Origin of the sequence: Serratia sp. 2723 (assembly GCF_050434425.1) — a bacterium.
GTDB lineage: Bacteria > Pseudomonadota > Gammaproteobacteria > Enterobacterales > Enterobacteriaceae > Chania.
In genome coordinates this window covers 60,773-73,771 of sequence record NZ_JBNDIN010000017.1, presented here as the reverse complement: position 1 = coordinate 73,771, position 12,999 = coordinate 60,773, and the positions used below count along the sequence as shown (strand labels likewise).

The following is a 12,999-nucleotide window of genomic DNA, read 5'->3' as shown; positions in this document are numbered from 1 at the left end:
TCAAATACGTCGAAAAACCATTAAATCCTACATGTTAAGAGTCCGAGTGGGTGGCATCTTAGTTCACCAGCTCAATGGCGATCAGGCGGCTATCGGCCCGGCCATGATCGTCCACCGCCCGGATGCGATACTGACCATTGTTGACCGGCCGCCAATCGATGGCGGTTTTATTGGCACTGCTGCCAAGATAAATATCATCGACAAACCAATACACCGTTTTACTGTCCGCGTCCGTCACCGCATTGAAGGAGATTTTGTCACGCCCCTGCTGCGATTGCCGCAAGGTATAGGTGGTATTTTTCAGCGGCGAGGTAATGCGCGGCGGGCTGCCACTGACCACCGCAGCATTATCCTTGCAATGATTTACCGGTGGGGCACGCTTGGGTAATCCAGCCTGCGCAAACACGTTAGCCAGATCGGAAGGCCAGAACTCAAACACCTCGGTGCGGGTTTGCGTCTCATCATACGGTGGGCAAGCCACCTCACCGCTGTGAATGTCCAACACCACCGGGCGATAGACGGTATCTACCTTGATCGGCGACTTGCCGGGGATAAACCAGGTTTTGCCTTTCTGCTGGCACCACTGAGTCGGCAGGTTGCCGCTGGCCAGGCAGATATCGACCCGCTTCAACTGTTTCGGGAAAGGATGTTTCGGCTCCAGCAAGGCCGGATAGCTGGCGTTAATGCTGTCGATAATATTGAAAAATAGCGGGGCTGCGGCATCGGCCCCCACAAACACGTTGTTGCCTCTGCTGTCGAAATTCCCTTCCCACACCACCAGCACGTAAGGCCCGAAGATCCCGACGCTCCAGGCATCGCGGAAGCCCCAGGAGGTCCCGGTTTTCCAATAGACCGGCAACGATGACGAGCGTTGCGCCAAGGTGTCACCAGGCCGACGATGCTGGCGCAGCATATCCAGCGTAGTGAAACTGGCTTCTGCACTGAGCAAACGGGTTGGTGGCGGATAGGTATCACTCTTTTGCATCCGTAATGGCCGCAATACGCCCCGGTTGGCCAGCAGCGCATACAGCTTCGCCAGTTCCTGGGCAGTGATTTCGCCACCGCCCAACACTAGCGAAAGCCCATAATGGTTCTCGCTGGCCAGTTTGGCGATGCCGGACAGGCTTAAAAACTGATAAAACGTCGGCTGTCGTAGCTGCGAAGCCACGTACACCGCAGGAATGTTGCGGCTGAAGTTCAGCGCATCCGTCGCCGTTACCGGCCCCAGGAAACGCCGGTCAAAGTTTTCTGGCGCATAGGCACCAAAGGACGAAGGCACATCCTTCAGGATGGTCATCGGATGCAGCACGCCCTGCTCCATCCCCAAGGCATAAATAAAGGGCTTGAGGGTCGAGCCAGGGGAACGCTTGGCATTGGTCCCGTTCACCTGCCCCTGGATCTCGCGGTTGTAATAATCAGCAGAACCCACCAGCGCCCGTATTCCCATATCACGGCTGTCCACCAACAACACCGCGGCATTATGGATCCCCCGGCTCTGGTTGCGGACGATAAACGCGTTCACCTGCCTTTCGATCAGCCGCTGTAATCCAGCATCCAACTCAGTGTCCACACGGGTATCCAACTGCACCAACTGCTGGGTCTGTTGGCGCAACTGTTCGATAAAGTGTGGGGCAATGTACGGCATCCGTTCTGGCTGGCGCAGTGCCAAAGGGAGTTGAAACAACGCACGCTGGCTACTGTCGGTGCTATAAACCCCTTGCCAGCGTTGAAACAGGCGGTTACGGGCCTGCGTCAGGGCTTGCCCCAATACGCCGGTTTTAGGGTCGATGCGATAGCTAGGCGACTGCGGCAACACGGAGAGCGTCAGCGCCTCCGGCAGGGTCAGCTCCTGCGGCGTCTTGGCAAAATAGATCAGGCTGGCCGCACCGATGCTTTCAATATTGCGGCCATAAGGGGCGTAATTGAGATAGGCTTCCAGAATATCGTGCTTGGAGTAGCTGAGTTCCAACTGAACGGCCCGCAGTACCTGCATCAGTTTACCGCCAGGCGTGCGGGTATTCAGATGCCAACGCATTCTCGCCAGCTGCATGGTGATGGTCGAACCGCCCTGCATTTTGCCACCGGCTACGTAGCTGCGCCAAAAGCCACGCAGCAGGCTGACGGGGTTAAATCCGGGGTTGTAATAGAACCAGCGATCTTCATGCAGCAAAATACCCTGCACCGCCAGCGGCGAGATCTTTTCCAACGGCGTCCACAGACGATAACGATCGTCATTGGCCAACGTGAGGCGCATCAGCGTCCCGTGGCGATCGTAGTAAACCGTGGAGAATGGCACGCCCTGCGAAAGAGGAGGATGCGGCCACAGCCGCGCGCCCACCAGGCCCAGCGCCAGCAGAAATACCGCCATCAAGATATTTTGCAGCCAGCGTTTTGCCACAGCAGATACAGGAAGGATTTTCATTGCGTCTCGGTACCCACGAACCCCGCAGCTCAACGCTGCGGGGCATCGCGATGGCTTATTGACTTTCCGCCGGCACAACCACCAGTTTACCGCTGCTGGCCGACATGGCCTGCACTTCACGATCGTACATGGCTTCGCCATAGGCCGGAGGGATCACAAAGCTACCGGTGTTGGTCGCTTTAATCTGGTAGACAAATTCCTGTACGTCGGTGCTGGCGCTACCATAGATGATCACCCGGTCTTCGCGGATATCGCTGTAATCAGGTGCCCAAGTGGAGCCGGAGGCTGCCAGTGGTGACTGCCAGCCCGCGTCCGTATTCTCGCTGGCTTCACCGTCTTCGCCGGTCGATTCTGGCTCTGGTGCCGTTTGCTGCACCACTTCAAATCCGCCAGGCAGCAGATCGACAATCGCCAGATTGCTCTGCCCTTCTTTCGAATTGGCGCGGATTTTCAGATGAACGTTGATCTTCTGCCCCAGCGTGACCTGAGTCACCGGTTTACCCTGTTCATCGGTGTAATCACGGGTAATTTCCAAACCGCGAGCAATGGCTTTCTGTGGAGCAGCCAGATCGTAACCGGCCTGAGTGACCACATACCAGGCCGGAGCGTCGGCGCTGTTGGTAAAGCGAACGGCCTTGGCCTCGGCCGTAAACTGGCCTTTGGCAAACAGCCCTATCATCTCTGAAATCACCTGAGGATCGACGTTACCTTGCTTGCCGAGCTGCGCAATCGTCAGCGAATCGGTGGCATTGGCCTGCGCCGCGACCTGAGCCGAATAGCTTTCCAGCGCCAGGATACTCATCGCCGAAGAATAGGTGGTGTAGCGCTCTTCTTTCAACGCCTTGACCATATTCTCCAACACCTGTGGAGGGATGGAAGAGACCTTCTCCGGGAAGTGACGAGCGATCAGGTACAGACGCGTTGCGTCCTGCACCAGCGGATCGAAATAATTCTGCGTCCACCAGCCTTTGTCATAGGCTTTGCTCAGTTGCTTCCAGCTAGGCTGCAACAAGGCATTGGCCTCATTGTCCATTTTCAGCAGACGGTAAGACGATGCCAGGTACAGGGCACTCAGATCGGTTTTCCAACTGTCCGGATACAGTTTCTGCAACGTATCCTGCACCGAGGCCAGCGAGTTGGTGGTAATTTCGCCCTGCAAGGTCAGCAGGTAGACCGCCCAGGCACGCAGACGCAGATGATACATATCATCATAACGGTTGGCTGCCAGTTCACGCAGCGCGCCGTTGGCCTCTTCCAGCATTCCCACCGGCAAGGCATAACCCGCCGCTTTGGCTTCCAGCAGATATTGCACCACGTATGGCGTGACGAAAGGATCGGTTTCCGGCGATGAACGCCAGGCACCAATGGCCCCGCTGTCGTTCTGACGAGAACGCAGAACGCCGAGCAGGTTTTTCAGCTGAGTGCTGACTTCGGCCTGACTCAGACTGCTTTTCATTTCCGGATGCTGGCTTTGCATGATCAGCGGAATGGAACGGCTGACGATCTGCTCAGAACAGTAATACGGATAATCTGCCAGATACTGCGCCAGACCGTTGGTCAACACCAACGGTGAGTGAGATACCGCCGCGCTACGTTGCGCATAGGCATCAAACATCTGCCGCAGATTATCAATATTCTGGCTGCCGCTCATCCTGCCCATCACCGTCTGGGTGCGGTAAGGCATTGCCGGACGTACCGAGGTGCTAATGGTACGGCGGCTGGTTTTATCCCCGTAGCGCGCATCAAACACCAGCGGAGCATCACCCAATGCTGCCTTGGCACGCAGGCGGAAGGTGATCACGCCTTCGCGTTTCTCGGCCAATGACAGGCTTTGCTCGGCCTTACCCACTACTTCCAACTGCGGCGGCGGCGTCAATTGCACAGCGATCGCCACAGGCTTACCGTTCAACCCTTCGAGGTTATTGCTGACCCCTACGCTGACGTCAAACTCATCCCCTGGTGCCACCATGTAAGGGACGTTCGGCGTCATGATGAAGTTGTCGCGTACCGTCGCGGAGGTTTGGGCCTTGCCGATTTTGCCTGGCGTCACCGAAATGGCCATCACGCGGATCTTGCCGTTGAAGTAATCCGGCACCGGATAGGTAAACTGCTTCTCGCCGTTGACCTCGGTAATGCCAGACCAATAGGCCACCGGCTTGTCGCGCTTGCGTTTGAACGGATTCAGGTTGAGATCCAGCCCTTCACCGGCATCACCGCCCGGTGCCGCCGAAAGCGCCATCAGCTTGCTGAATTCCGGCAGGATCAGATCGAGGATCTGCGAGCTTTCCACGCTCAGCTCACGCTTACGGAAGAAGTACTCCAGCGGATCTTTCAGGCGGTAACGCGCGACCTGCAAGATCCCTTCATCTACGGCAAACAGTGCCACCTGCTGAGGACCATCGGTTTTCACCGTCATCGTCAGGTTTTCACCCGGCTTAATCACCTCAGGCGTCACTATTTCCAGGCCGTTTTGCCGGGCTTTGGTGCTGATTTTAAACGGCATGACGCCATAGCTCAGCGGGCTCATAAAGATCTCGCTGGAGTTCACGTCGCGCACAAACTGCACGTTGATATAACCGTTGCCTTCCATCCCGGCCGGAACCCGGATTTTCTGCACCGAACTGGTGGTGTCGGTGTGGAACCACTGCCAGGCATAGACACGGTCTTTTTCGATGGTGATCAAACCGCTGCCGGTATAAGGCGCGTTGATCGCCACTTCAATTTCTTCACCCGGCTGATATTGCGCCTGGTTCAGTTTTAGCTTCAGTTCGGCATTGCGATCCAGCGAACGGCTGAGGTTGGCATTACCTGCCACGCTATAGGCGATACGGTTTAGCACCTTGCCCTGCGCATCCTCGATCACCAGCACAAAGTCACCCGGCGTTTCGGTCGCCAAGGTCAGATTGCTGCCCTGCTCGCTCAGCGCCAACGGCTGCTCGGACAGTTGCACCTCTTTCATCTTCGACTGGTATTTATAAACGCCAGAATCCTGCTTGGTCAGCACCGAGATGTATTTCTGCTCGATCAGCACCTGTTTCAGATCGGCGAGCGCGATCTGTTTCAGGGAAGGATCGACGGCAATCACGTGCAGATTTCGCACCGAACCCCGGTTGATATAGCCTAAATCACCGTCTGACTTCACTCCGACCAGATAGTCATACGGCGACACCAATACCCGTGCGGTGGCGGCAACGGAACGCCCACCGCCAGCCACAAAGGCTTCCGACAGCAGTTGCAGCTGATAGGTGGCATCCGCATAGGACTTCAGATCCAGCGGAATATTCGCCACACCCTGTTCGTTGGTGGTGCGGTCTTCCAGCTCGGTTTCAAAACCGTCGCTGTTTTGGCGGTTCTCAAAGAAGGCGTAATCCGGGAAGCGATCAAAACTCGGATACATCGGCCGCAGCGTCAGTTTCGAGGTGACACGGCGATCCTGGGCTGGCGTGCCAAACAGGTTCTGCACATCAATGTTCGCCTGCAGTTCAGAAGGTTTTACCCACCCTTGCTGCCGGTTCGGCGTCAATTCCAGCTTCACCTTCAGTTGGTCCGGCTCAAACTCTTTCACGTTGACGGCGGTATGGCCAAGCAAGGTGGAAGTGTCGTTATTTTTGCCAATCAGATACAGGTAGACGTTCCACTCGCCCGTTGGCGCGTTCTCATCGGTGGTGTAACTCAACTCATTGAAACCGCTGCCACCGAGAGTCAGCGGCACCGTCGTCATCAGTTTGTCGCGCGGATCGCGGATCTCGGCACGCACCGGTACGCCAGCCAGGGCTACGCCCCAATCGGCGGCACGGGTAATCAGACCAATATTGAAGGTATCGCCCGGACGGTACACGCCACGATCGGAGAACAGATAACTGCTCAGGGTGCGTGGATCGATCGGGGTTTCTTCGCCTTCAATATCAAAGCGGGAGAAATCCAGCCCACGGTCGTTGTAGCGGGTGGTCGGCAAGAAGGAGACATCGCCCTCTTTTTCCACCAGGAACATCACCGGCTGGCGTTCGTTGGTATACACGTCCAGCGATGGGAAACGCACGTGCCCATTGGCATCGGTCACCTGGCTGAGCAGCGTTACGCCGTTTTTGGCGATCACCGAAACTTTGGCGTTACCGACTGGCGCACCACTGTGGATCGATTGGACAAACACGTCGCGCGTTTTATCTTGCGAACGTTTGGCAATAATGCCCAGATCGGTCACGACGACAAAACGCGAATCCCCGACGGAGCGCGAGTCATCCTCTTCCTGTTCCCCCTGATCGCCTTCATCCTCTGCGGCCTGCATTTTTTTCTTTTCCGGCTGCCATTCTGACAGCGTCAGCAGGAACACGCCGCGATGGGAATCCGTGCTGGTGGACAGGTAACGTGAGAGATCGATGCCCTTGTAGCTCACTTCACCCGGCCGATCGTTATTGATGGCCGTTTGATAGTTAAAGTGTTCGGTAAAATATTCATCGTTAAGCTGGTTGAACTGGGCCGACGAGTATTCACTGCTCTTGAATGAGACAATATGTTGCAACTGGCTCGGGATCACCCGTTTGATATCCAGGCGCAGGCCGGGAACGTTACGCGCCGCCACGCTGATTTGCTTGTCACCGTTCACCGACAGCAGAGAACCCTGTGACATAAACTGCAAGGTTTTCGGGAAGTCCGGTACCTCGACGATACGGTAGACTTTCTCCGGCATTTTATAGCCGCCCGAAGAGGTCATCAGGTTGGTGATTTCCAGCAGCATAAAGCGGTGTGCCGGTGCGTCAAACTTGAAGCTGAACTGCGGTTGATAGCTCTCCTCCGCTTCATTCAGGGTCAGCGTCAGCGGCGTAGACTGGGCCATTACGCTGTTTTCGATGTTCTCGGTCCCGCCCCACTGATAAAAATCGTCCGGTTCGTTACTGGCTTCGGGGTCGTTAGGATTATGCTGCGGCAACAACCAGGCCTTGACCGCACGCCCGGCATCTTTGTCTTTGATCGCATCGCTGAAGGCGACGATCAGCGCACGCTGGCCTTTGGTGCCATCGCTGTCGACCACCTGAGCGCTGGCATCCTTCACCGTGAGGCTATACAGGGTTGGCACCGAAACCCAACCGTCTCTCGATTGAGCGATCTCATTGGCAGACACCACCGACTTGATGCCCTTGCCCAGTACCAGATGCACTTTACCGCCGTGATCCAGTGCTTTCAGCGGTTCAGAATGCACCCAGGCGTTCAGCTTCTTGGCATCGTAGACCAGGGAGAAATTGAGTTTCTTTTCAGATTTGGCACCGGCTTCGATCAACCCCATGGCGATCTGCTTTTCAAAGCTGGCCACGTCTACCGGCGCATTGAATTTGACGTTGAAGATAGCGCTCCGCTTTTGCGGATCTTGTGGGTCTTGATAATACTCAGCTTGCCCAAGTTGATAGCCAAAAGCCGGGGTACTAAAGCTGTAGTGGGTGTTGGCGAGTTTAATCTGCGGGGCCAGCAACACGGCAGGCTCGAGCTTAACCTCATATTTGCTGCCCATCGGCAATGGGTTTTTCGGCGTGAAGACCAGGGTCCAGGCGTTATTCCACTTCCACTGCCCTTCGAGGGCCGGGCTGATGGAGATGCCTTTTTCCACAACCTTGCCGGTATCGGTCAACGGTGCCACGGAGTTTCTGAAAGTGAGGGTGATTTGCTGTGGCACAGATTTCTGTACGGCATAGTTAACCGGCTCGGGATCGGAGACCCGCACGCTGGTTTCCTGATACACCATCGGTGCCGGTTCAATCGGCTGTGGCCGATTCAGCCACCAGTGCCATCCGTAGAAGGCACCACCAGCGGCGCACAACAATACCAGCAACGACAGACTAATGGCTTTGGGATATTTGTCTACCCCACCTTCCAGCCGCAGGAAGCCGCGCTTCACCCCGCCGGATACCGCTGCCCACCAGGCCGGTGCATTCCAGTTCAGGTTGCCCACTACCGGCTTGAACAGCCGCCCCAACAGCCCAAAAATCAGGGCCAACAGGCGGAACAGGCCTTTGAACAACGTAAAAGGCAAACGGAGGATAAACTTCAGCAAATCCATGATTGCAGCACCTTTTTAATCCTTGAAAAACACCCAGAGACCACATTCCCGACGACGGATCCTAAGCAGCTAACAGCCTGCCCCCATGCCAGAAATCAGTGACAATACCATTACAATAAGGAAAATGACCATGACCACGCCAAAAGCAAACATGGCAATTTGAAAAGCCAGCGTGCCAATACCGAGCATTAACGCAGCAGAAACCGCGCGCGGGTTTTCCTTGCACACCCCGGCAATAGCGCCCAGGACCACAGCTCCCACCGCCAGCACAGCTATGACGATCTTCAATATCCGATCGACATCATAGTGGGGCTGAGAGACTTTTTCAGGGATCCCATGACCAGCCAGTGAGGCCAGCAGTGACTCTTTGATGGCCACCGCCTTACCCGCAACGAGGCTTTCCAGCGTTTGCTGAGGGGCAAATGGCCCGGCATAGAAATGTACCATCGCCAATAACAACGCCAAACCGCCTAGCGCGATCCCCGACCAACCGAATATATTTTTCCTGAGCATTAAGAAACCCTCCTTGGTAACTCGCGATAATTTGCACATTATCTACTAGTTCCACACGGCGGTGGAAACTCTATTTTAGCCATACAGCGTGAATTGCGGCATTGCGGGCGCAGCATGCAGCGCCGCTACGGTCGAATATGCAGTACGATTACAGCTCGATGTTAAGCAGTGAATCCAGCCGTTGCAGCAGTACCAGCAGCGGCAGGCAGCTCGGTTGCCTATCCTTCAAGGCTTCTTCAAAATAAGGGGTGATGGCAAAACGCGTTGGCAGTGGCGCATTGGCATCGAGCAACGCATGCATCCTTGGTAACAGCACCCACTGCAACCACTCTTCGGCCAGCATGCTGTCGATGCAAAAAGGTTCCGTGCTGGCAAACGCCTCGGCTTCTGGCGGCGTCAACTGCCACAGCGCCAAATCCCGCATGGACTGTTCAATCGCCCGTAAATTGTGGCGAACCTGGTTGGATATACTCATCGACATTCCCGAACAATTTAAACATGTTAATCAGCCTACGGCTGCAAGCCGCAAAGCATAACATTTAAGCCCAAAGCGCCCAATTTTATCTGGTGGCACCACGCCTGGCGCGGCACAATACGCGCACCCAAAAATCACTCATGATAAAAGACATGTCCGCAACATCACTCAATAAAAATCACGCTACGCCCGGTAAAGCCATGCTGGCTTCGGTAACCGGTTATGCCATGGACGGCTTCGATCTGTTGATACTCGGCTTTATGCTGCCGGTGATCACCACTGAACTGGGTCTCACCTCATCACAAGCCGGTTCGCTGGTAACCTGGACATTGATCGGCGCAGTGATTGGCGGTGTGATCTTCGGCCATCTCAGCGACCGTTTTGGCCGCATCCGCGTGCTGACCATCACTATCCTGATGTTTTCGCTGTTTACCGGCCTGTGCGCCGTTGCCGTTGGCTACTGGGACTTGCTTGCCTATCGCACCCTGGCGGGGATCGGGCTGGGCGGCGAATTCGGTATTGGCATGGCGTTAATCGCCGAAGCCTGGCCCGCAGAGAAACGCAACCGTGCCTCGGCCTATGTGGGCATGGGCTGGCAGCTCGGCGTACTTGCTGCTGCCTTCCTCACCCCGCTATTGCTACCTTATATCGGCTGGCGTGGCATGTTCCTGGTTGGCCTGCTACCGGCGCTGGTTTCCTTCCTTATTCGCCGTACCATGGGAGAACCCAAAGCGTTTACGCAGCAAAAAACCAGTGAACAGCAACTCTCCTTTACTCAACGATTAAAGCTGCTATTTAAAGATCGCGCCACCAGCAAGGCCAGTCTGGGGATCTTTATCCTCTGCTCGGTACAGAACTTTGGTTATTACGGGCTGATGATCTGGATGCCGACCTATCTGGCCAAAAACTTTGGCTTCTCGCTGACCAAATCCGGCGTCTGGACGGGCGTCACGGTGATCGGCATGACCTTCGGTATCTGGCTGTTCGGCGTATTGGCCGACCGTTTTCCCCGTTGGATCATCTTTGTCATTTACCAGATTGGTGCCGTGGTGATGGTCATCAGCTATGCACAACTCACCGATCCCACGCTGATGCTGTTTGCCGGTGCGCTGATGGGGGTGTTTGTTAACGGGATGATAGGTGGCTACGGTGCGCTGATTTCTGACACCTACCCGGTGCAGGCTCGCGCCACGGCGCAGAATATCCTGTTCAACCTGGGGCGCGGCGTCGGTGGGCTGGGGCCATTGGTGATCGGTGCGCTGGTCACTCAGGTTTCCTTTACTGCCGCGATCAGCCTGCTGGCCGCTATTTACCTGTTGGATATTTTCGCCACGCTGTTCCTGCTACCGAAGAAACAAAGCACGGGCGATACGTTGGGGGCAATCGGGTAAACCTTGGGGGGAAGCCAGGCAGGATTTGCTGTCTGGCCTTTGCTCCAGACAAAAAGTTGGGGGCACTGCGTTAACAGTGCCCCCGGTTCGTTTTATAGCTAATCCCGCTACAAGTGTGCTCCCTGCTCAATCCCTGAAAACTTTTCCTTTCGGCCATCCTGACCAAAACAATCCTTCGCAAAATCCTCTAGCATCGTCCTGACGCGGTTCCTCGGCCTTCCTGACCCACCAACAATCCTGTGCTGGTTCTCTATCTCCGTCCTGGAGGTGTCCTTGGTTTCAATCCTGAAACATCCTGTGTATCATCCTGATACCAATCCCTTCCACTCTTCCTGAGTGCATCCCTTTCTTCTTCCTGAAGCTGCATCATCCTGACGCTTTCCTGCTCCATCCGGCTTCCTTCCGGTAGACATAAGATCGCTTATTTCCTTTCCGTTCACAAGGGCATGCTGGACGGATTACAGTAAATTTGACTTAACCTACACCGGTAAAAAACTATAACAAATTGATATATATAATTAATAATTAAAAATAGGCTAACTAAATTGAAAAATTAAAAGCGATCTCTCACAGCTTTTGTGAGAGATCTCTCACACGTACTAAAGGCAAATTAACCGATTAATTAACCCTGGGGCGTAAAGCATTGAGAAAATCCCCCAGACAGGCGGCTAATAGCGTGCGTTTTTTGCTGCCAAATTGCTCAAGCAGCACGTTGCCGCTGACATTACACAGCGACACCACCGTCATTTCCGATTCCGTGGTCGCCAGGAACAACGTAGGCGAGAGCTTAAGGCGTTTTTGCGTCACCAGATGCCCAATCAGATTTTCCTGCAGCCGAATAAAGTCGTCTTCACTCCAGACCTGCAATAGCGTCAACGGGTGCTCGCCAAACTGCGCGCTCATATCCCCGGCATAGTGTTGGGTATAGAAAGTGTGGATATCCGGCTGTAGTTGGAGTTCCAACGCCTGCTCCACCTTTTCCAGACTGGCCGCTGGCGTAAAAGGCTGCGGCAGCCACAGTACCGTATCATCGCGATTTTCGACAATACAGGGGGAAGCCACGCCGTACAATTCCTGGCTAGCCGGGGCATGGCCGTACTGCTGTAGCCACTCGTCGACATAGCGCTGGGTAAATTCACGCAGGGCGTGCGATACATCATGGTCCATATTTTTTCTCGCATACGGTAAACTGGTGCCTATTGTACCTATCTCACACCAAGGTGACAGCTCATGTCCTCCTATCAAGATCATCAGGCTCTGGCGGCATTGACGCTGGGCAAGCCAACCGCATACCGTGACAGCTATGATGCCTCACTGCTGCAAGCGGTTCCTCGCAGCATGAACCGGGAGCCGCTGGGGCTTTATCCCGATAACCTGCCGTTCCACGGTGCCGATATCTGGACGCTGTATGAACTGTCCTGGCTCAATGCCAAGGGGCTGCCGCAGGTCGCGGTGGGAGAAATCAGCTTGAACGCCAACAGCGTCAACCTGATCGAGTCCAAAAGCTTCAAGCTCTATCTCAACAGCTTTAACCAAACCCACTTCCCAGACTGGGAGGCGGTACGCTCTATGCTGCAACGCGATCTCGCCGCCTGTGCGCAAGGGGATGTCAGCGTGAGCCTGTTCAGCGTCGATCGGCTTGAAGGCAGCCCAATTGCCCGGTTGGAGGGTGAATGCCTCGACCAGCAAGACATCAGCATCGATAACTATGAGTTCAATACGGGCTACCTAGAAGACGCCGCCGGTAGCCAAATCGTAGAGGAAACGCTGGTCAGCCATCTGCTGAAGTCCAACTGTCTGATCACCAACCAACCCGATTGGGGCTCGGTGCAAATCCGCTATCGCGGCCCACAGATCAACCGCGAAGCCCTGCTGCGCTATCTGGTTTCGTTCCGCCATCACAACGAATTCCATGAACAGTGCGTTGAGCGGATCTTTAACGATCTGCTGCGTTTCTGCCAGCCGCAACAATTGAGCGTTTATGCCCGCTATACCCGGCGCGGTGGTCTGGATATCAACCCTTGGCGCAGCAATGTGGCGTTCGAGCCGGCACGTGGCCGTCTGGCTCGCCAATAATGCTCAACAACTGAGCTAACAAGCGGTTTGTATTGGTAAAAATCTGGAGACGGCGGTAAGGTTAAATCAAGAA

Annotated in this window: 7 protein-coding genes; 2 read left to right on the top strand and 5 right to left on the bottom strand. The window is 55.1% G+C overall.

The window, feature by feature from the left end:
* Window positions 1-58: 58 nt before the first annotated feature.
* From pbpC to ABIE29_RS20805, 4 genes are all read right to left on the bottom strand, one after another.
* Window positions 59-2,422, bottom strand: coding sequence for a penicillin-binding protein 1C (gene pbpC, locus ABIE29_RS20820; RefSeq protein WP_429620921.1), 2,364 nt, complete (start codon window positions 2,420-2,422; stop codon window positions 59-61).
* Window positions 2,423-2,477: 55 nt separating this feature from the next.
* Window positions 2,478-8,471, bottom strand: coding sequence for an MG2 domain-containing protein (locus ABIE29_RS20815; protein ID WP_429620919.1), 5,994 nt, complete (start codon window positions 8,469-8,471; stop codon window positions 2,478-2,480).
* A gap of 69 nt (window positions 8,472-8,540) precedes the next feature.
* Window positions 8,541-8,984 carry a hypothetical protein gene (locus ABIE29_RS20810; RefSeq protein WP_429620917.1) on the bottom strand — a complete coding sequence of 148 codons (444 nt, stop codon included), beginning with the start codon at window positions 8,982-8,984 and terminating at the stop codon, window positions 8,541-8,543.
* Between the two features lie 148 nt (window positions 8,985-9,132).
* Window positions 9,133-9,459 carry a YqcC family protein gene (locus tag ABIE29_RS20805; RefSeq protein ID WP_429620915.1) on the bottom strand — a complete coding sequence of 109 codons (327 nt, stop codon included), beginning with the start codon at window positions 9,457-9,459 and terminating at the stop codon, window positions 9,133-9,135.
* A 152-nt stretch (window positions 9,460-9,611) separates the two neighbouring features.
* On the opposite strand from ABIE29_RS20805, the gene ABIE29_RS20800 reads away from it, so the two are divergent.
* Window positions 9,612-10,850: an MFS transporter gene (locus tag ABIE29_RS20800; protein ID WP_429620913.1), complete on the top strand. Its 1,239-nt coding sequence runs from the start codon at window positions 9,612-9,614 to the stop codon at window positions 10,848-10,850.
* A 618-nt stretch (window positions 10,851-11,468) separates the two neighbouring features.
* Here the strand turns inward: ABIE29_RS20800 and syd are convergent.
* Window positions 11,469-12,017, bottom strand: a complete 549-nt coding sequence (syd, locus tag ABIE29_RS20795; RefSeq protein WP_429620911.1) for a SecY-interacting protein — start codon at window positions 12,015-12,017, stop codon at window positions 11,469-11,471.
* Window positions 12,018-12,080: 63 nt separating this feature from the next.
* On the opposite strand from syd, the gene queF reads away from it, so the two are divergent.
* The gene (gene queF, locus ABIE29_RS20790) at window positions 12,081-12,926 is read left to right on the top strand and encodes an NADPH-dependent 7-cyano-7-deazaguanine reductase QueF (RefSeq protein WP_429620908.1); all 846 of its coding nucleotides are present in this window, start codon (window positions 12,081-12,083) and stop codon (window positions 12,924-12,926) included.
* Window positions 12,927-12,999: the final 73 nt, after the last annotated feature.

What these genes read in the sequence shown, in the direction of transcription:
- pbpC (WP_429620921.1), bottom strand. Translation starts at nt 2,422, where the DNA reads ATGAAAATCCTTCCTGTATCTGCTGTGGCAAAACGCTGGCTGCAAAAT.
- ABIE29_RS20815 (WP_429620919.1), bottom strand. Translation starts at nt 8,471, where the DNA reads ATGGATTTGCTGAAGTTTATCCTCCGTTTGCCTTTTACGTTGTTCAAA.
- ABIE29_RS20810 (WP_429620917.1), bottom strand. Translation starts at nt 8,984, where the DNA reads ATGCTCAGGAAAAATATATTCGGTTGGTCGGGGATCGCGCTAGGCGGT.
- ABIE29_RS20805 (WP_429620915.1), bottom strand. Translation starts at nt 9,459, where the DNA reads ATGAGTATATCCAACCAGGTTCGCCACAATTTACGGGCGATTGAACAG.
- ABIE29_RS20800 (WP_429620913.1), top strand. Translation starts at nt 9,612, where the DNA reads ATGTCCGCAACATCACTCAATAAAAATCACGCTACGCCCGGTAAAGCC.
- syd (WP_429620911.1), bottom strand. Translation starts at nt 12,017, where the DNA reads ATGGACCATGATGTATCGCACGCCCTGCGTGAATTTACCCAGCGCTAT.
- queF (WP_429620908.1), top strand. Translation starts at nt 12,081, where the DNA reads ATGTCCTCCTATCAAGATCATCAGGCTCTGGCGGCATTGACGCTGGGC.